16 protein-coding genes are annotated in these 19,387 nt (G+C 71.5%); 7 read left to right on the plus strand and 9 right to left on the minus strand.

All coding sequences use genetic code 11. The annotated features are described in order from the left end of the window. Positions 1 to 23: 23 nt before the first annotated feature. The 5 genes from ACZ9QC_RS30490 to ACZ9QC_RS30510 all read left to right on the plus strand — a co-directional run bounded on the left by ACZ9QC_RS30490 (position 24) and on the right by ACZ9QC_RS30510 (position 5,643). Positions 24 to 1,601 carry an MFS transporter gene (locus ACZ9QC_RS30490; RefSeq protein ID WP_472916046.1) on the plus strand — a complete coding sequence of 526 codons (1,578 nt, stop codon included), beginning with the start codon at positions 24 to 26 and terminating at the stop codon, positions 1,599 to 1,601. Between the two features lie 101 nt (positions 1,602 to 1,702). Continuing rightward, positions 1,703 to 2,338, plus strand: a complete 636-nt coding sequence (locus ACZ9QC_RS30495) for a TetR/AcrR family transcriptional regulator (RefSeq protein ID WP_472916047.1) — start codon at positions 1,703 to 1,705, stop codon at positions 2,336 to 2,338. A gap of 187 nt (positions 2,339 to 2,525) precedes the next feature. After that, positions 2,526 to 3,575 (plus strand): endonuclease/exonuclease/phosphatase family protein, encoded by a 1,050-nt coding sequence (locus ACZ9QC_RS30500; RefSeq protein WP_472916048.1) that lies wholly within the window; start codon positions 2,526 to 2,528, stop codon positions 3,573 to 3,575. 144 nt (positions 3,576 to 3,719) lie between these two features. Next, on the plus strand, positions 3,720 to 4,949 hold the full coding sequence (locus ACZ9QC_RS30505; RefSeq protein WP_472916049.1) for an MFS transporter: 1,230 nt from the start codon (positions 3,720 to 3,722) through the stop codon (positions 4,947 to 4,949). Between the two features lie 151 nt (positions 4,950 to 5,100). Continuing rightward, the gene (locus ACZ9QC_RS30510) at positions 5,101 to 5,643 is read left to right on the plus strand and encodes a GNAT family N-acetyltransferase (RefSeq protein WP_472921855.1); all 543 of its coding nucleotides are present in this window, start codon (positions 5,101 to 5,103) and stop codon (positions 5,641 to 5,643) included. A gap of 83 nt (positions 5,644 to 5,726) precedes the next feature. Here ACZ9QC_RS30510 and ACZ9QC_RS30515 read toward each other — a convergent pair whose 3' ends face one another. The 3 genes from ACZ9QC_RS30515 to ACZ9QC_RS30525 form a co-directional block, all read right to left on the minus strand. Continuing rightward, complete coding sequence (locus ACZ9QC_RS30515; RefSeq protein WP_472916050.1) at positions 5,727 to 7,481, minus strand: NAD+ synthase; 1,755 nt, start codon at positions 7,479 to 7,481, stop codon at positions 5,727 to 5,729. A 98-nt stretch (positions 7,482 to 7,579) separates the two neighbouring features. Then, complete coding sequence (locus ACZ9QC_RS30520) at positions 7,580 to 8,203, minus strand: DUF305 domain-containing protein (RefSeq protein WP_472916051.1); 624 nt, start codon at positions 8,201 to 8,203, stop codon at positions 7,580 to 7,582. Between the two features lie 95 nt (positions 8,204 to 8,298). Beyond that, on the minus strand, positions 8,299 to 8,964 hold the full coding sequence (locus ACZ9QC_RS30525; RefSeq protein WP_472916052.1) for a DUF3105 domain-containing protein: 666 nt from the start codon (positions 8,962 to 8,964) through the stop codon (positions 8,299 to 8,301). Between the two features lie 406 nt (positions 8,965 to 9,370). Here ACZ9QC_RS30525 and ACZ9QC_RS30530 point away from each other — a divergent pair, with 406 nt between their 5' ends. Continuing rightward, complete coding sequence (locus tag ACZ9QC_RS30530) at positions 9,371 to 10,732, plus strand: glutamine synthetase family protein (RefSeq protein WP_472916053.1); 1,362 nt, start codon at positions 9,371 to 9,373, stop codon at positions 10,730 to 10,732. Between the two features lie 86 nt (positions 10,733 to 10,818). Here the strand turns inward: ACZ9QC_RS30530 and ACZ9QC_RS30535 are convergent, their stop codons facing one another. The 5 genes from ACZ9QC_RS30535 to ACZ9QC_RS30555 all read right to left on the minus strand — a co-directional run bounded on the left by ACZ9QC_RS30535 (position 10,819) and on the right by ACZ9QC_RS30555 (position 17,203). After that, complete coding sequence (locus ACZ9QC_RS30535; protein ID WP_472916054.1) at positions 10,819 to 11,382, minus strand: dihydrofolate reductase family protein; 564 nt, start codon at positions 11,380 to 11,382, stop codon at positions 10,819 to 10,821. A 149-nt stretch (positions 11,383 to 11,531) separates the two neighbouring features. Beyond that, positions 11,532 to 12,095, minus strand: a complete 564-nt coding sequence (locus ACZ9QC_RS30540; protein ID WP_472916055.1) for a DUF4291 domain-containing protein — start codon at positions 12,093 to 12,095, stop codon at positions 11,532 to 11,534. A gap of 69 nt (positions 12,096 to 12,164) precedes the next feature. Continuing rightward, entirely contained in the window at positions 12,165 to 12,611 is a 447-nt protein-coding gene (locus ACZ9QC_RS30545; RefSeq protein ID WP_472916056.1) for a VOC family protein, read from the minus strand. A 183-nt stretch (positions 12,612 to 12,794) separates the two neighbouring features. Then, positions 12,795 to 15,806 (minus strand): bifunctional [glutamine synthetase] adenylyltransferase/[glutamine synthetase]-adenylyl-L-tyrosine phosphorylase, encoded by a 3,012-nt coding sequence (locus tag ACZ9QC_RS30550; RefSeq protein WP_472916057.1) that lies wholly within the window; start codon positions 15,804 to 15,806, stop codon positions 12,795 to 12,797. Between the two features lie 422 nt (positions 15,807 to 16,228). Continuing rightward, on the minus strand, positions 16,229 to 17,203 hold the full coding sequence (locus ACZ9QC_RS30555; RefSeq protein ID WP_472916058.1) for a DMT family transporter: 975 nt from the start codon (positions 17,201 to 17,203) through the stop codon (positions 16,229 to 16,231). 71 nt (positions 17,204 to 17,274) lie between these two features. On the opposite strand from ACZ9QC_RS30555, the gene ACZ9QC_RS30560 reads away from it, so the two are divergent. Next, positions 17,275 to 18,213: a LysR family transcriptional regulator gene (locus ACZ9QC_RS30560; protein ID WP_472916059.1), complete on the plus strand. Its 939-nt coding sequence runs from the start codon at positions 17,275 to 17,277 to the stop codon at positions 18,211 to 18,213. 183 nt (positions 18,214 to 18,396) lie between these two features. Here the strand turns inward: ACZ9QC_RS30560 and ACZ9QC_RS30565 are convergent, their stop codons facing one another. Further along, positions 18,397 to 19,299, minus strand: a complete 903-nt coding sequence (locus ACZ9QC_RS30565) for a phosphatase PAP2 family protein (protein ID WP_472916060.1) — start codon at positions 19,297 to 19,299, stop codon at positions 18,397 to 18,399. Positions 19,300 to 19,387 lie beyond the last annotated feature (88 nt).

A 19,387-nucleotide genomic window follows, 5' to 3' on the forward strand; every position in this document is an offset into this window, starting at 1 on the left:
GAAATAGGTCTAGAGTCGACGACATGACTACCGCAGTCCCTGACTCCCGCATACCGGCGGCCGTGCACCGTCGCCGCTGGGTGATCCTCGGTGTACTGATGCTGAGCCTGCTGATCGTGGTGCTCGACAACTCGATCCTCAACGTCGCCATCAAGACGATCTCCACCCCGGCTCCCACCGGGCTGGGCGCCACCCAGAGCGAGCTGGAGTGGGCGATCAACGCCTACACGCTGGTCTTCGCGGGGCTGTTGTTCTCCGCCGGTCTCCTCGGCGACCGCCTCGGCCGCAAGAAGGTGCTGCTCGGCGGACTCGTCGTCTTCGGCGTCGGCTCGGCGCTGGCCGCCCTGTCGGGCTCCCCGGGCGAGCTGATCGCCTTCCGCGCGGTGATGGGTCTCGGCGCCGCCTTCGTGATGCCCGCCACCCTCGCCGTCCTGATGAACGTCTTCGAGCGCGACGAGCAGCCGAAGGCCATCGGTATCTGGGCGGGCGGCGTGGGCCTCGCCATCGCCATCGGCCCGATCACCGGCGGCCTCCTGCTGGACCACTTCTGGTGGGGCTCGGTCTTCCTGGTCAACGTGCCGATCGTCGTCCTCGCCCTCGGCCTGATGCTCTGGCTGGTCCCCGACTCGCGCGACCCGGACCCCGGCCGGATCGACCCGATCGGCGTCCTGCTCTCCGTCGTCGGTCTCGTCCTGCTGGTCTACGGCATCATCCGCGGCGGTCAGCTCGCCGACTTCACCGACGTCACGGTCCTCGCGACCAGCGCGGCCGGCCTCGCGGTCCTCGCCGCCTTCGTCGTCCACGAGAAGCGCAGCGACCACCCGTCCATCGACATGTCGTTCTTCAGGAACAAGGTCTTCTCGACCGCCATCGGCGTCATCGGCGTGGTCTTCTTCGCGCTGATGGGCGTGACCTTCTTCTCCGTCTTCTACACCCAGACCGTACGCGGCTACTCCCCGCTCCAGACCGGTCTGCTGATGCTCCCGCTGGCCGTCGCGCAGCTCGTCTTCGCGCCCCGCGCACGCCTCGCCGTCGACCGGTTCGGCGACAGCGCGGTGTGCACGGCGGGCATGACGCTGATCGCCGCGATGCTGGCCGCGTTCGCCGTGCTCGACGCGGACACCCCGATCTGGATCCTCGAAGTCGTCTTCTTCCTCATGGGGGTCGGCATGGCCCATGTGATGACCCCGCTGAGCGTCGTCATCATGCAGGCCCTGCCGCGCGAGAAGGCCGGCTCCGCGTCCGCGCTCAGCAACACCTTCCGCCAGGTCGGCGGCGCGCTCGGCATCGCCGTCCTCGGCTCGGTGCTCTCCACCGCCTACCGCGGCGGCATCGAGGACGAACTGCCCGCCGGCGCCCCGCACGCCGCCGCCGAGTCCATCGAGGCCACCCTCGCGCTCGCCGCCCGGCTCGGCGACCGCGGCGAGGCCCTGGTCACCCCGGCCCACGACGCGTTCCTGCACGCCATGCACGTGACCGCCCTGTGCGGGGCCGGAGTCGCCCTGCTCGGCGCGGTGGCCATGGCGGTGTTCCTGCCGGGACGGTCGCGGGGCGGCCAAGAGGGCAAGGAGGAGACGGAGTTGGTGGCCGCCGACCACTGACGGACAATCGGATCGGCGCGCGACCGGGTCGAACCGGCGCGCGAGTGAGCCGCACCGGCCCACGAGCGGACCGGACCAGCACACGAGAGACGGAGTCGACCTTGAGCCTCGCCGAGAGCCACGCCGACGACGGGCGGGTCCGGGACGGCAGCCCCGTACGCGGACGGCCCCGCAGCGAGGCCGTGGAGCGCTCCATCATCGAGGGCGTGATGAAGCTCCTCGAAGAGGGCGTGCCGCTCGCCGAGTTGTCGATCGAGCGGGTGGCGCGCACCGCCGGCGTGGGCAAGGCGACCATCTACCGCCGCTGGAGCGGCAAGGAGGCGCTCTTCGTCGACGTACTGCGTGCCGCCGAGCCCCCGGACCCGGTGCTGCCCGGCACCTCGATGCGCGACGACCTGGTCGTCTTCCTGGAGGCGGCCCGCAGGCGAGGTCTGCTCAACCGGCCCTCGGCGATCCTGTACAACGTCATCGCCCAGATGAAGAGCAGCCCCAAGATCTGGGACGCCTACCACGCGGACGTCGTCGCCCCCCGTCGCCGGGCCCTCGCCGACGTCCTGCGCCGGGGCCGGGACAACGGCGAACTCCGCCCGGACGTCGACATCGACCTCGTCGGCGACCTCGTCTTCGGCCCCATGCTGGTCCGCACCGTCATGCGCCCGGACGCCCCGCTCCCCGAGAGCCTGGCGGAGGACATCGTCGACACGGTGCTCGAAGGGCTGCGTCCGGCTGCGAGGTGAGTCACAGCGATGTGCGCGTTTCGTTACAGACGTCGGGGCCTGTCCACCGGTTCGGAACTCCGAACAGCGGGTTGTGCGTCCTTGTGCCCGTACGACCGCCCGGTGACGGCGGGAACGAAGGCAATCATCCCCTAGGGTCTTCAGAGCGCGGGGGGTAGAAGTGCACGGCAGGCAGTGAGGCGACGGTATGGCGCAGGCGTACATGACGGAGACGGGCGGCGGCGGCACGGGTCAGGGCCGCGAACAATCCCGGTTCCGGCGCCTGTTCGGCCGCCTCTTCGGCGGATGGAGAGGAGACCGGCGGATCTGGCGGCGCGGCATCGTCCTCGCGGTCCTCGCCGTTCTCGTCGCCCTGGTGATGGTGTTGCACGCCCAGGTCCCCAACACCGTGGGCAACCTGGGGAGTCTGACCGAGACGTTCCTGCCCTGGGCCGGTCTCGCGATCCCGCTGCTGCTGATCCTCGCCCTGGTCCGCAAATCGGCCACCGCGCTCATCGCGCTCCTGGTGCCCACGGTCGTCTGGCTGAACACCTTCGGCGGACTGGTCACCAGCAAGACCGGCACCGGCGGTGACCTCGCCGTCGTCACCCACAACGTCAACGCGGACAACACCGACCCGTCCGGCACGGCCCGCGAGGTGGCCGCCTCCGGGGCGGACGTGGTGGCGCTGGAGGAACTCACCGAGCACGCGGTGCCGGTGTACGAGAGGGCGCTCGCGGCGACGTACCCGTACCACGAGGTCGTCGGCACGGTCGGGCTGTGGAGCAAGTACCGGATGAGCGACACCAAGGCCGTCGACATCAAGCTCGGTTGGGAGCGCGCGATGCGCTCGACGGTGGCGGCACCGGACGGGCCGGTCGCCGTCTACGTCGCCCATCTCCCCTCGGTGCGGGTGAAGCTGGAGGCCGGGTTCACCGCCCGCCAGCGCGACAAGAGCGCCAACGCCCTCGGCGAGGCCATCGCCGACGAGCCGATCCAGCAGGTCGTCCTCCTCGGCGACCTCAACGGCACCATGAACGACCGCGCCCTGAACGCCGTCACCGCCCAGATGCGCTCCACCCAGGGCGCCGCGGGCAACGGCTTCGGCTTCAGCTGGCCGGCGTCGTTCCCGCTGGCCCGTATCGACCAGATCATGGTCCGGGGCATGGAGCCGAAGGCGTCCTGGACCCTGCCGGAGACCGGAAGCGACCATCTGCCGGTGGCGGCGCGGGTGACGATCGACACGCCCGGACACTGACGGCGCAGGTGGGGCGGGTGAGGGGCACAGGGGAATACACGCCTGGTTGGAGTTTGTTCCGTCATTGAACATACGATGGAACGGAACCGATTCCTTCCTTTCCTTCCCTCTGCCCTACCGCACCCTTTGAAAGGTCTCTCCGCCATGCCCTTGGCCCTGCTCGCTCTCGCCGTAGGCGCCTTCGGAATCGGCACGACCGAGTTCGTCATCATGGGCCTCCTCCCCGAGGTCGCCGCCGACCTCGGCATCTCGATCCCCGCCGCAGGCCACCTCGTCTCGGCGTACGCGCTCGGTGTCGTCATCGGCGCCCCGCTGCTCGCGGCGGCCACCGCCCGGCTGCCCCGCCGCAAGGTCCTGATCGGGCTGATGCTCCTCTTCGTCGCCGGCAACGCGCTCTCCGCCCTCGCCCCCGACGAGCACTGGCTGCTCGCCGCCCGCTTCCTCAGCGGTCTGCCGCACGGTGCCTTCTTCGGCGTCGGCGCGGTCGTCGCGACCGGCCTCGTGGCGCCGGAACGCAAGGCCCGCTCGGTCTCGCTGATGTTCCTGGGCCTGACGCTCGCCAACGTCGCCGGCGTCCCCGCCGCGACCCTCGTCGGCCAGCACTTCGGCTGGCGGATCACCTTCCTCGGCGTGAGCGCGATCGGCCTGGCCGCCATCGCCTCCCTCGCCCTCCTGCTGCCGAACGACCGCACGGAGGCCCCCTCCGCCGGTCTGCGCGGCGAACTGGGCGCCCTGCGTTCCCTGCCCGTCTGGCTCGCCCTCGGCACGACCGTCGCCGGCTTCGGCGCCCTCTTCTCCGCCTACAGCTACATCACGCCGATGCTCACGGACTCCGCCGGGTTCGCCGAGACCAGCGTGACCATGCTGCTCGCGCTGTTCGGCGTGGGGGCGACCATCGGAAACCTGGCCGGCGGCCGCCTCGCCGACCACTCCCTGCGCGGCACCCTCTTCGGCGGCCTCGCGTCCCTGATCCTCGTGCTGGCCCTCTTCCCGGTGCTCATGTCCGCGCAGTGGAGCGCCGCCCTGGCCGTCCTCCTCCTCGGCGTCGCCGCCTTCGCCACCGGCTCGCCCCTCCAGCTGATGGTCATGGAGAAGGCCGCCGGCGCCCCCTCCCTCGCCTCCTCCGCCAACCAGGCCGCCTTCAACCTCGCCAACGCCGGCGGCGCCTGGATCGGCGGCCTCACCCTGACCGCCGGCCTCGGCACGACGGCCCCGGCGAGCGCGGGCGCGGCCCTCGCACTGATCGGCCTGGCGGTAGCGGCAGCGGCCTACACCGTCGACACCCGCCGGAGCCGGACGACCACTCCCGCCCCGGGACGCGGCCGCGTGGTGGCGTCCCATGTACCGGGGGAGTCGCAGCCGGTACGGGTCTGAAGCGGACGAGACTGAAGCGGTACGAGTCTGCAGCGGTACGGGTGGGTGCGTAAATGCCTCGCCCCGAGCCGCTTCCGGTTCTACCCTCACGGCCATGACGGCACACGACACGACCGAGGACGCGCGGCTCGCCCCCAGCGACGGGACACCGGTGATCAGACGGGAGACCACCGACGACCACCGAGCGGTGCGCGACGTCCACACGCGCGCCTTCGGTGACGACGAGCCGGTTCCAGGGCTCGTGGAGGCGTTGCGCGTCGCGGAGGCCGCGGTGGCGCCGTTGTCGTTCGTCGCCACCGTGGACGGCCGGGTCGTCGGGCACGTGCTGCTGAGCGCGGCGCGCCTGGACGCTCCGCGGCGGATCGTGGACGTCTTCACCCTGTCGCCGCTGGGCGTGCTCCCCGAGTTCCAGCGTCAGGGCATCGGCACCCGGCTCGTCGCGCACGCCCTCGCGGCGGCGGACGTCCGGGGCGTGCCGCTGGTCTTCCTGGAGGGGTCACCGCACTACTACGGCACGCGCGGCTTCGAGGGCGCCGTCGCGGCGGGCTTCCGTCCGCCGTCGCTGCGCATCCCCGAAGCCGCGTTCCAGGTCGCCCGTCTGTCCGCGCACGAGCCGTGGATGACAGGCACCTTCGTCTACTCGGAGCCCTTCTGGGCCCTCGACTGCGTCGGCCTGAGGGACCCCGAGGCCTGAGGGACCTGAATTCTTGACGGACCCGGAGGCCCGAGGGACCCGCCCTCCTCAGGCCTCGGCCCGGCGGCCTGGCGCCCCGGTGCCTACGCCTGCTCGCGCCACCGGTTCGTGATCGGCAGCCGGCGGTCCTTGCCGAAGCCCTTCGGGGAGATCTTCGTGCCCGGCGGGTACTGGCGCCGCTTGTACTCGGCGGTGTCGACCATGCGGAGCGTCCTGGTGACCAGCTCCCGGTCGAAACCGGCGGCGACGATCGCGTCGGCGCCCTGGTCGCGGTCGACGTACAGCGCGAGGATCGCGTCCAGGACCGGGTAGTCCGGGAGGGAGTCCGTGTCGACCTGACCGGGGCGCAGTTCCGCGCTCGGGGGCTTGGAGATGGAGTTCTCCGGGATCGGCGGGGTCTGGCCCCGCTCCACGGCCGCCCGGTTGCGCCACTCGGCGAGGCGGAAGATCGACGTCTTGTACACGTCCTTGATGGGGCCGTACGCGCCCACCGAGTCGCCGTAGAGCGTCGAGTACCCCACCGCCAGCTCGGACTTGTTGCCCGGCGCGAGCACGATGTGGCCCTCCTGGTTGGAGATCGCCATCAGCAGCGTGCCGCGCAGACGCGACTGGAGGTTCTCCTCGGCCAGGCCCGTCAGCTCGGTCGACGCCATATAGGCGTCGAACATGGGCTCGATCGGGACCGTGCGGAAGTTCAGACCCGTCCGCCGCGCCAGCTCCGCCGCGTCACCCTTGGAGTGGTCCGAGGAGTACTTCGACGGCATGGACACGCCGTACACGTTCTGCGCGCCCAGCGCGTCGCACGCGATCGCCGCGACGAGCGCCGAGTCGATACCCCCGGAGAGCCCGATCAGGACCGACGAGAAGCCGTTCTTCGCGGCGTACGCCCGCAGGCCGACCACCAGCGCCGAGTACACCTCCTCGTCGTCGTCGAGGCGCTCCGCGTACCCGCCGGTCAGCTCCGGCTCGTACGCGGGCAGCGGCTCCTCGGAGAGGACGAGCCGGTCGATGCGCAGCCCGTCGTCGACGACCCCCGTCACGGGTTGGGCGGCCGCCGCCGGGAGGTCCAGGTCCAGGACCACACAGCCCTCCGCGAACTGCGGCGCCCGCGCGACCACTTCGCCGTGCCGGTCGACGACGATCGAGTCACCGTCGAAGACCAGCTCGTCCTGGCCGCCGATCATCGCCAGGTACGCGGTGGTGCAGCCGGCCTCCTGGGCGCGCTTGCGCACCAGTTCGAGCCGGGTGTCGTCCTTGTCGCGCTCGTACGGCGAGGCGTTGATGGAGAGCAGCAGCCCTGCCCCGGCGGACCGGGCGGCAGGGACGCGGCCGCCGTCCTGCCAGAGGTCCTCGCAGATGGCGAGGGCGATGTCGACGCCGTGCAGCCGCAGCACCGGCATGGTGTCGCCGGGCACGAAGTAGCGGAACTCGTCGAACACGCCGTAGTTGGGGAGGTGGTGCTTGGCGTAGGTGAGCGCCACCTCGCCCCGGTGCAGCACCGCGCCCGCGTTCCGGGGCGCCCCGGCCGGCTGGCCGTACTTCGGCGCGGCGGACTCGGAACGGTCCAGGTAGCCGACGATCACCGGCAGCTCCCCGAAGCCCTCGTCGGCGAGCCGCGCGGCCAGCGCCTTCAGCGCGGCACGGGACGCCTCCACGAAGGACTGGCGCAGCGCCAGGTCCTCGACGGGGTACCCGGTCAGCACCATCTCCGGGAACGCCACCAGATGCGCTCCCTGCTCGGCTGAGTGCCGGGTCCAGCGGACCACCGCCTCGGCGTTTCCGGCGAGATCGCCGACGGTCGAGTCGATCTGATTCAAAGCGAGACGAAGTTGAGGCACGCGGCCCAGTGTAATCGTCAGAGCGACGCAATGGGGTGTGGGGCGCCCCACGTTCGCGGTCGCCCCACCACCACCACCGCCGCCGCACGGATGGCCCGTCAGGAGCGCGGCGTGGCGCCCCGCTCCTTGAGCATGCCGGTCATCAAGGAGATCTCGGACTCCTGGGCGTTCACCATGCCCTGGGCGAGCTTCTTCTCGACGCCGACGGTGCACTTGGCGACACAGCCCTCGGCCATGTGGATGCCGCCCTTGTGGTGGTCCGTCATCAACTGGAGGAAGAAGACCTCGGCCTGCTTGCCGTTCAGCTTGCCGAGCTTCTCCATCTCGGCGTTGGTCGCCATCCCGGGCATCAGCGAGCCGTCCTCGCCGGAGGCCATGTCACCCATGCCCATCCAGGCCATCGGCTTCTCGGACGACACCTTCGGCAGGCCCCACAGATCGAGCCAGCCGATCATCATGCCGCGCTGGTTGGCCTGCGTCTGCGCGATGTCGTACGCGAGCCGCCGGACCTCCTCGTCGTCCGTCCGGTCGCGCACGATGTACGACATCTCCACGGCCTGCTGGTGATGGACGGCCATGTCCCGGGCGAACCCCGCGTCGGCGGAGTCGGCGGCGGGGGCCTTCAGCCCGGAGTCGTCACCGTCGGCGACCGCGTACGTGATCGCCCCGGCCGCGACGAGCACCGCCGCGGCCCCGGAGGCGATCCAACCGATGTGCTTCATGCTTCCCACTGTGCCAGGCCCGCTGTCGTCACTCACTCGTCACTCGTCACTCGTCACTCGTCGCTCGTCGCTGGTCGGTCGTCGCTCGCCGGCCGTCAGGAGACGCCGTTGGTGCAGGCGGCACCCGGCTCGGGCGTCTGCTCGCCCTGGACGTAGGTCTCGAAGAACTTGTCGACGTTCGGGTCCTTCGCGCTGGTCACCGTGCGCTGGTGGCCCCACGCGCTGAGCATGATCGGGTCCTTCTGGTCCTCGACCGGGCTCATCAGCGTGTACGGGGTCTTCTTGACCTTCTCCGTGAGCGCCTTGACGTCGGCCTCGGAGGCCTTGCTGTTGTACGTCACCCAGACCGCGCCGTGCTCCAGCGAGTGCACGGCGTTCTCGTTCTTGATGGCCTTGTCGTAGACGTCGCCGTTGCAGTTCTGCCAGACCGGGTTGTGGTCGCCGCCCACCGGGGGCGCCATCGGGTACTTCACGGTCTTGGTGACGTGGTTCTGGGAGAGCTTGGTGCTCCAGGTCTTCACGCCGTCCGAGCCGGTCTCCCACTTGCCGGTCGACTTGGAGTCACCGGCCACGCTGTCGCTGCCGTTGTCGTCGGACTGCGAGCGGATCAGGACCGTCCCGCCCACGACGAGGCCGGCGACTATCAGCACGCTGGCGCCGATCGTGAGGATCCGGTTCCGGCGCTCACGGGAACGCTCGGCACGGCGCATCGCCTCGATGCGCGCCTTGCGGTCCCCGCTGCTGTTGGTCTTGGCGGCCATGGGATGTGTCCTTAGTGGGGGATGGGTCGGATGGGACGGTCGGATCGACTGATCGTAATTTGATCCGCTCCCTCTCGTAAACGAGGGATCCCGTCTCCCATGCTGCCCGCAGGCCACGGATGCCGCGCGGTTTCCGGGGCACACGTGACGGGCGTCCGGCGGATGTCGGCCCACTCGGGCGTTACGGATGTCGGCGCGAGCAGGCAAGATGGGCGGCAGAGCGGTTGAGCGGCGGTGCGAGCGGTACACCTGCCGTACGCCGGGCGTTCGACCGGAGGCCGCTCGGTGGATCAAGGTGCGCAACGCGCACGAAATGGTGTTGTGGTGGGATGCTCAGGTGCCCGACCGCCTCCCGTGGCTCGGGAGCAAGGCGGCCTGACCAGCAAGGAATGGGTGGAAGCGGAAGATGGACAAGCAGCAGGAGTTCGTGCTCCGTACGTTGGAGGAGCGCGACATCCGTTTCGTACGCCTGTGGTTCACGGACGTGCTGGGCTTCCTGAAGTCCGTGGCCGTGGCCCCCGCCGAGCTGGAACAGGCGTTTGACGAGGGCATCGGCTTCGACGGCTCGGCCATCGAGGGCTTCGCACGCGTATACGAATCCGACATGATCGCCAAGCCGGACCCGTCGACCTTCCAGGTCCTGCCGTGGCGCGCCGAGGCCCCGGGCACCGCCCGGATGTTCTGCGACATCCTCATGCCGGACGGCTCCCCGTCCTTCGCGGACCCCCGGTACGTGCTGAAGCGGGCCCTGGCCAAGGCCTCCGACCTGGGCTTCACCTTCTACACCCACCCGGAGATCGAGTTCTTCCTGCTGAAGGACAAGCCGACGGACGGCTCCCGCCCGACCCCGGCCGACAACTCCGGGTACTTCGACCACACCCCGCAGAACGTCGGCATGGACTTCCGCCGCCAGGCGATCACCATGCTGGAGTCCATGGGCATCTCGGTCGAGTTCTCCCACCACGAGGGTGCCCCGGGCCAGCAGGAGATCGACCTGCGGTACGCGGACGCGCTCTCCACGGCCGACAACATCATGACGTTCCGCCTGGTCATGAAGCAGGTGGCGCTGGAGCAGGGCGTCCAGGCGACCTTCATGCCCAAGCCGTTCTCCGAGCACCCGGGCTCGGGCATGCACACCCACCTCTCCCTCTTCGAGGGCGACCGGAACGCGTTCTACGAGTCCGGCGCGGAGTACCAGCTCTCCAAGGTCGGCCGCTCCTTCATCGCCGGCCTGCTGAAGCACGCCGCCGAGATCGCCGCCGTGACCAACCAGTGGGTCAACTCCTACAAGCGGATCTGGGGCGGCACCGAGCGCACCGCCGGGGCCGGCGGCGAGGCCCCCTCGTACATCTGCTGGGGCCACAACAACCGCTCCGCCCTGGTCCGCGTCCCCATGTACAAGCCCGGCAAGACGGGCTCGGCCCGGGTCGAGGTCCGCTCCCTGGACTCCGGCGCGAACCCCTACCTGGCCTACGCCATGCTCCTGGCCGCCGGCCTCAAGGGCATCGAGGAGGGCTACGAGCTGCCGCCGGGCGCCGAGGACGACGTCTGGGCCCTCTCGGACGCCGAGCGCCGCGCCATGGGCATCGAGCCCCTCCCGCAGAACCTCGGCGAGGCACTCTCCCTCATGGAACGCAGCAACCTCGTCGCCGAGACCCTCGGCGAACACGTCTTCGACTTCTTCCTGCGCAACAAGCGCCAGGAGTGGGAGGAGTACCGCTCCGAGGTCACGGCCTTCGAACTGCGGAAGAACCTGCCGGTGCTGTAGCCGCAGGTCAGGGCGGGTTTCCCGCTGGGACGGCACGTGGGGCCGACGGTCGTGGACCGTCGGCCCCACGCCGTGGGACGCACCGGTTAGCGCAGCACGCGGTGGCGGAGGTAGACGACCTTCCCGGCGATGGGGCGGGACTCGACGAGTTCCAGGTCCACGCGGCGTTCGTCCCGGGGGAAGAAGGGGATGCCGCCGCCGACCAGCACCGGGTAGACGACGGCCCGGTACTCGTCGATCAGGCCCGCCTCGGCGGCCTGGGCGGCGAGGGTCGCGCCGCCGATCGCGATGTCGCCCTCGCCCGGCTCGGCCCGCAGCCGGGCGATCTCCTCCGCCACACCGCCGGAGGCCAGGCGGGCCTGGCCCTCCACCGCCGACAGCGTCCTGGAGAACACCACCTTCGGGAGCGGATTCCAGAGCGCGATCCATTCGCGCTCCGCGTCGCCGAGCGCGGGGTCCTGGTCGGCGGTCTCCCAGTACAGCATCGTCTCGTACAGCCGCCGTCCCATCAGGTGGACGCCGACGTCCCGGATCTCGTCGATCCAGAAGCGGAAGACCTCCGGTTCGGGCCCCGACCAGTCGAAGCTGCCGTCCGGCCCGACGATGTAGCCGTCCAGGGAGATGTTCATCGAATAGGTCACGCTGCGCATCAGGAGTCCTCCTTGGTGACGGATCCGACAGTACGGCCGGCGGACGCCCCCCGCGATGCACACAGCGATGCACACGGTGATGCACACCGCGAAGGCCGTCGACCGCGAAGGCTGCCGACCGCGAAGGTCGTCGTCGCGTCGCGCCGGGCTCAGCGCGTAGTGCGCAGGCCGTCCAGTGCCGGGGGCAGTGGATAGACGCGTTCGGCGGGGAACAGGCGCTGGGCCTTCGCGGTCTGCCCGGACCGCACCAGGGCCGCGGCCTTGTGGACCCGGGGGGTGAGGTCCGTGAGGCCGACGACCCACTCGTCGGTGAAGGTCCGGATCAGATGGCGGCCGATGCCGACCTGGATGCTGTAGTGGTTCAGCGCGGCCCCACGCGCCGAACGCTCCGGGTCCCACTGGACATGGACGGCGGCCCGGGCCACCGCCGCCGGGTCCGCCGTCGTCAGCACCGCCCGTGACAGCGCCTCCTCCCACCCCTCGCGGCTGAGCCGCACCGCGAGCACCCGCTCCTGGCCGGACTTGCCGGCCCAGTTGCTGCGGTGCATCAGCCACAGGAACGACGGCTTGATCCACGTCATCCGGCGGAACGAGAACGGCTCGACGAACCGGCCCGCCCGCAGCGCCGCGTCGGCGATCGCGGGCGCGTACGCCTGGTACACCACGATTGTGCGGGCGTCGTAGTCGGCACGGATCTCGTACGGGGGAGCCATGCCCGGCACCCTGCCAGCCGCCGGGCGGCGGCCGCGAGCGAATATCCCCGCCCGGCGGCCGCGGCCGGGCTACTGACGGTCCGCCAGCTCCGCCAGCACCTGGTGCAGCGGCTCCGTGGCCCTGCGCCGGTACTCCTGGATCGACCAGCCGTTGCCGTCCGGGTCCTTGAAGTACATGAAGGTGGCGCCGTCGTCGGGGGTGTACTGGACGGGATCGGAGACGTCGAGGCCGCGTTCGCGGAGCTCGGCGTGGGCGGCCTTGATGTCGGCGACGCAGAGCTGCAGGCCCTGGTAGGAGCCGGGGGTCGGCGTGGTCTCGCCCTGTGCCATGTCCCAGATGGCGTCGCCGAGGGCGATCGAACAGCCGGAGCCCGGGGGAGTCAGCTGGACGATACGCATCCCCGGCATGACCTCCTGGTCGATGTCGACGTGGAAACCGACCTTGTCCCGGTAGAAGTCCCGGGCCCGGTCGATGTCGCTCACCGGCAGCGGAATCACTTCGAGCGTGTACTGCATCCCTCGTCCTCCAAGTCGCCTTCGACTTCTCGCCTCGGCCGTACCGCCATCGCGTCCGGAGGTACGGCTCCCCCTACCGAAGCCGAAAACCGCGCCGGGCGCCACCGAGAACCCGAAAGCCCGCCCCCGCCGCGCCGCCCACGGCCACGAATGCTCGTGCTCCATTGGCGGGGCTCGCGTGGCTCACCCCCCGTAGAACAGCTCGTCCACCACCGCCCGAGCCCGTCGTGTGATGCGGCGGTAGTCGTCGAGCATGTCGCCCACATGGCCGGGACCGTACCCCAAGTACCGGCCCACGGCGGCGAGTTCGCGGCCATGGGAGGGGAACGTGTCGCCCGCGCGGCCCCGTACGAGCATCACCGCGTTGCGGACGCGGGTGGCCAGGACCCAGGCCTCGTCCAGGATGGCCGCGTCCTCGGCGCCCACCAGGCCGGCCTCGCGGGCGGCGGCCAGGCCCGCGCGGGTACGGGTCGTGCGCAGGCCCGACTCGCGGTGGCCGTGCTGGAGTTGGAGCAGCTGGACGGTCCACTCGACGTCGGAGAGGCCGCCGCGGCCGAGCTTGGTGTGCAGGGTCGGATCGGCACCGCGCGGCATCCGCTCCGACTCCATGCGGGCCTTGATGCGCCGGATCTCGCGCACGGCGTCGTCGCCGAGTCCGTCCGCCGGGTAGCGCAGCGGATCGACGAGGTCGATGAAGCGGCGGCCCAGCTCCGCGTCCCCGGCGACCGGTTCGGCGCGCAGCAGGGCCTGCGACTCCCACACCAGGGACCACCGGCGGTAGTAGGCCTCGTACGACTTCAGCGTCCGTACGAGCGGGCCGGTCTTGCCCTCGGGGCGCAGGTCCGCGTCGATGAGGAGGGGCGGGTCGGCGCTCGGGAGCTGGAGCAGGCGGCGCATCTCAGAGACGACCGCGTTCGCGGCGCGGGAGGCCTCCTGTTCGTCGGTGCCCTCGCGCGGCTCGTGGACGAACAGGACGTCGGCGTCGGAGCCGTAGCCCAGTTCGTGACCGCCGAAGCGGCCCATGCCGATCACCGCGAAACGGGTGGGGAGCGTGTCGCCCCAGCCCTCGCGGACCACGGCTCGCAGGGTGCCGGCGAGGGTCGCGGCCGTGAGGTCGGAGACCGCGCCGCCGACGAGGTCCACGAGGGCACCCTGGTCGGCGGTCGCCGGCGTCGACTCGGTGCCGTAGGAGCCGACGATGTCCATGGCGGCCGTACGGAACAGTTCCCGGCGGCGGACGCCACGCGCGGCCGTGACGCCCTGCTGGGCGCCGTCGGCCCGGCCGACGGCGGCGAGGATCTCCTGCTCCAGGTGGGCGCGCTCACGGGCTTCGAGACCGCCGGCGCCACCGGCGACCCCGTCCCCGTCACCGAGCAGCGAGACCGCCTCGGGGGCGCGCAGGAGCAGGTCGGGTGCCAGGCGCCCCGCGGACAGCACGCGCGCCAGGTTCTCCGCCGCCGCGCCCTCGTCCCGCAACAGCCGGAGATACCAGGGGGTTCGGCCGAGCGCGTCGGAGACCTTGCGGAAGTTGAGCAGGCCGGCGTCCGGGTCGGCGGAGTCGGCGAACCACCCCAACAGCACGGGCAGCAGCGTGCGTTGGATGGCCGCCTTGCGGGAGACGCCGGAGGCCAGGGCCTCCAGGTGGCGCAGGGCCGAGGCCGGGTCGGCGTAGCCGAGGGCGACGAGGCGCTCGCGGGCCGCGTCGGCGCTCAACCTGGTCTCACCGGGGGCGAGTTGGGCGACGGCGTCGAGGAGCGGGCGGTAGAAGATCTTCTCGTGCAGCCGTCGTACGACGGCCGCGTGGCGCCGCCACTCGCGGTTCAGCTCGGCGACCGGATCGGTGCGCAGACCGAGGGAACGGCCGATCCGCCGCAGGTCGTCGTCGCCCTCGGGGACGAGGTGGGTGCGGCGCAGCCGGTAGAGCTGGATACGGTGCTCCATGGAGCGCAGGAAGCGGTAGGCCGCGTCGAGTTGGGCCGCGTCCGCCCGCCCCACGTATCCGCCGGCGGCCAGCGCGCCCAGCGCGTCGAGGGTGGTCCCGCTGCGCAGGGAGGTGTCCCCGCGCCCGTGCACCAGCTGGAGCATCTGGACGGCGAACTCGACGTCCCGCAACCCGCCCGGCCCGAGCTTGAGTTGCCGGTCGACCTCGGCGGCCGGGATGTTCTCCACCACCCGGCGCCGCATGCGCTGCACGTCGGTGACGAAGTTCTCCCGCTCGGCCGCCTTCCAGACGAGCGGTTCGAGCGCGGCGACGTATTCCTCGCCCAGTTCGAGGTCGCCCGCGACCGGCCGGGCCTTGAGCAGCGCCTGGAACTCCCAGGTCTTCGCCCACCGTTGGTAGTAGGCCAGATGGCTGCTGAGCGTCCTGACGAGCGGGCCGTTGCGCCCCTCCGGCCGCAGGTTGGCGTCGACCGGCCAGATGCTGCCCTCGACGGTCGTCTCGGAGCAGACCCGCATCATGTGCGAGGCGAGCCGGGTGGCGGCCCGGATCGCCTTCTGCTCGTCGGCCCCGTCCGCCGTCTCCCCGACGAAGATGACATCGACGTCGGAGACGTAGTTGAGTTCGTGGCCGCCGCACTTGCCCATCGCGATCACCGCGAGCCGGCACAGCGCCGCGTCCTCCGGCGCGGCGGCGCGGGCGATCGCGAGGGCGGCGCGCAGCGTGGCGGTGGCGAGGTCGGCCAGCTCGGCGGCGGTCTGGGCGACGTCCGTCGTACCGCAGACGTCGCGGGCGGCGATGGAGAGCAGGCAGCGGCGGTAGGCGACCCGCAGGGAGACGGGGTCGGTGGCCTCCGCGAGCCCCCGTTCGAACTCCTCGACGCCCGGGTGCAGATCCCGCGGCTCGTACGTCACGAGCGCCTGCCAGTCCTGCGCGTGCCGGGTCAGATGGTCACCGAGCGCGGCGGACGCGCCGAGCACTCCCAGCAGCCGGTCCCGCAGCGGCTTGGCCGCTATCAACGTGTCCAGCACCGCCTGCCGGGCCGTGCCGTCCGGTTGCGCCTCCAGCAGCCGTACGAGGCCCAGCAGGGCGAGGTCGGGGTCGGCGGTCGCCCCGAGCGCGTCCAGCAGGACCGGGTCGTTCCGTACGGCCCACAGCTCCTCGCTCTCCAGCAGCCGCTCGGCGGCGCCGGCATCGGTGAAACCGTGCCGCAGCAGTCGCGAGTACGTACTGCTCCTGCGCCCCGGCGCCGTCATCCCAGGCCTCCCGTCGGATCAAGCCCGCTCGTCCACACGTCCGCCCACCCGATCGCCCGACTCCGCCGATCAAGGCCGTACGGGCACGAGCCTAGCCGCAGTACCTGCGAGAAGCGCCGCTCGGCCGGGGCGGGCCCGGCCGGTGCCGCAGTCCGGGCCGGCGGCTCGGCGTCACCATCCGGACCGTCCCCCCGACCACCGACCAGGGCATCGGACTCGTGGTCGGCTATCGGGTGCGGGTGGGTGGGGGCTGGTCGCGCAGTTCCCCGCGCCCCTTAGAACCATGGGGTGAGCCCGGGTGACCAAGGGGCACGGGGGAACTGCGCGAGAACCCCCGACAACCCGCACCCGACGACGCACCCCACCCAGCCGCACCCGACCACCTACCCCGACAACCCGCACGGGGGTCCGGGATGCGCCCCTCACCGCTGCTGAACCGCCCGGTCGGCGGGAACCGGCGTCCGCCCGGGCGACGTACGGCCCACCGGGGCCCGCCGCGGCCTGGTCAGCGCGACCCCCGCCAGGACCACCACCATTCCCGCGAGCACCCGGGGCCCCACCCGCTCGTCGAGAAACAGTGCCCCCAGGGCGACCGACACCACCGGCAGCAGATAGCCGACCGTCGCCGCGCTCGTCGCTCCCTCGTCCGCGATCAGGCGGTAGTTGAGGTAGAAGGTGATCCCCGTCCCGAAGATCCCCAGGACGGCCACCGCGAGCAGGGCGGTCAGGTCGACGGACGAGCCCGCGCCCCCGGCGGCCGGGGCGTCCGCCGCCGGTCCGGTCGTCGCCCACGCCGTCGTCGCCAGCCCGGTCGCGGCCCATCCCGTCGCCGCCAGCAGCTGCGCGGCGGAGACGGCGAGCGGGGCGTCGCGGCCGGTCAGGTGACGGCCCATGTACGCGAACGCCACCGCGTAGCTGACGGCCGCCCCGAGGAGCGCGAGCGCGCCCCCGGTCATCAGCCCCGCCCGCTGCCACGGCGCGAAGATCAGCAGGACTCCGGTGAAGCCGAGGAGCAGACCGGCGAGGCGGGCGGGGGAGAGGGGGCGGTCGGTGCCGAGGGCGAGGCCGAGGAGCAGGGCCCACAGCGGGGTCGTCGCGTTGAGGACACCCGCCGTGCCCGAGTCGACGGTCTGCTCGCCGATCCCGAAGAGCACGAACGGCAGGGCGTTGCAGAGGAAGGCGGCGACCAGGAGATGGGCCCAGGTCCGCCGGTCGCGCGGCAGGCGCTGGCGGGCGGCCAGGGCGAGCACCAGCAGCACCCCCGCGCCCAGGGCGCAGCGCGCGACCGTGATCTGGAGCGGGGACAGGCCGTGGTTGAGGGCGAGTTTGATCCAGAGGAAGCCCGAGCCCCAGAGAAGGGCGAGGAGGGCCATACGGAGCGTGGACGCGAGAGGCATGGGCTCCACGGTCCGGCACCGAACACGTAAGGACAAGCGAAGAATAGTTCAGAACCTTTAAGCTGAACTGCATGATGGATGTGCGACGGATGCAGGTGCTCAGGACCGTGGTGACCAGCGGCTCGGTGACGGCCGCCGCGACCGCCCTCGGCTACACCCCGTCGGCGATCAGCCAGCAGATCGCCGTGCTGGAGAAGGAGGCCGGGATCGCGCTGCTGGAGCGGGTCGGGCGCGGGGTACGGCCCACGGAGGCCGGGCTGCTGCTCACCGAGTACGCGGATGCGATCGGGCGGCAGGTCGCGGAGGCGGAGACCGCGCTGGCCGATCTGCGGGCCGGTCGCACGGGCCGGCTGGCGGTGCGGTACTTCGCCACGGCCGGCGCAGCCCTGGTGGCCCCCGCCGTCGCCCGGCTGCGTGCCGAGCACCCCGGCGTGCGGATCGAGCTGCGGCTCATCGATCCCGACGACCCGCTCCCGGCGGTCAGGGAGGGGCGGGCCGACCTCGCGCTCGTCGTGCGGCCGCGCGGCGCCGACCCCGACGGCGTACGACTGCTGCACCTGCTCGACGACGCCTACCTCGCCGTACTGCCCGCCGGGCACCCCCTCGCCGAGCGGCCCGATCTCACGCCGGGCGACCTCGCCGACGAGCCGTGGGTGGGCAGCGAATGGCCGGGGCCCTGTCTGGACGCCCAGCTGGAGGCGTGCGCGGAGGCCGGCTTCAGGCCCCGGTTCGTGGTGGAGAGCGAGGACTACGCGACCGCGCAGGGCTTCGTCGCCGCGGGTCTGGGCGTCGGCCTCATCCCCCGGCTCGGCCTGGGTGCCGGAACCCACCCGGACGTCGTCGTACGCCGGTTCACGGGCCCGGAGCCCCGACGCCGCATCCACGCGGCCGTACGCGCGACGGCCCCACCCCAGCCCGCCCTGCGTACGTTCGTCGGAGCGCTGAGGCAAGCGGCCGACGCCTCGCGGTCCCGGCGACCGGCACCCGCCGCCGACACCCCGGGCACGTGAGCTGTCGGGTGCGGGTCCGGTGGGGGCTGGTCGCGCAGTTCCCCGCGCCCCTTGAGGGCCTCCGGCCACTCACGGGCGAAAAGCCAGGGGCGCAGCCCCTGCTTCTCAGGGGCGTGGGGAACTGCGCGAGAAGCCCCACCGGGCCGGCACCCGACAACGCACACCCGCCCCGCACACCCTTCGTCAGGGCCCCGCGGGGAACCGCCGACGCCCCGGCCGGGGCTGCGCCTTGACCGGTTCCAGTTCCGGTTCCCGGATGCTCCCCGTCACCTGGCGTGGCAGCGCGTACGGCAGGGCGCCGTACCAGACGCGGGCCACGCCGTAGCCGAAGGCCAGGCAGAGCATGCCGCCGACCGCGTCCAGCCAGAAGTGGTTGGCGGTGGCGACGATGACGACGAGGGTCAGCGTGGGGTAGAGCAGGCCCAGCACCCGCACCCACGGCACCGACGCCAGCGCGAAGATCGTCAGCCCGCACCACAGCGACCAGCCGATGTGCATGGACGGCATCGCCGCGTACTGGTTGGACATGTTCTTCAGATCGCCGGAGGCCATGGAGCCCCAGGTCTGGTGGACGACGACCGTGTCGATGAAGTTCTCGCCGTTCATCAGCCTCGGCGGGGCCAACGGGTAGAAGTAGTAGCCGACCAGGGCCACGGCGGTGGTCGCGAAGAGGACCAGACGTGTCGCCGCGTAACGCCCCGGATGACTACGGTAGATCCACACGAGGACACCGAGCGTGACGATGAAGTGCAGGGTCGCGTAGTAGTAGTTCATGCCGACGATCAGCCATTCCACCGAGTTCACGGAGTGGTTGATCGTCTCCTCGACCGCGATCCCGAGGTGGTGCTCCACCTTCCAGATCCAGTCGGCGTTCTTCAGCGCCTGCGTCTTCTGCTCCGGGACCGCGTTGCGGATCAGGGAGTACGTCCAGTAACTCACCGCGATCAGCAGGATCTCGAACCACAGACGCGGCCTGCGCGGGACCCGCAGCCGGTGCAGGACCCTCTGCTCCGGCGCGCCCGTGACGGACCGCGGAGCGGCCTGCTCCCGGCCTTCCTCCAGTGTCGTCACGGTCGTTTCACCCATGGGCACAGAGTCTGCCAGAAATCCGGTACCCCACCGATCATCCTCTGGTCGGGTTCGTCACGCACGTCCGTCGGGGTTGCGCCGAGGG

This window comes from Streptomyces sp. HUAS MS02, assembly GCF_055702265.1.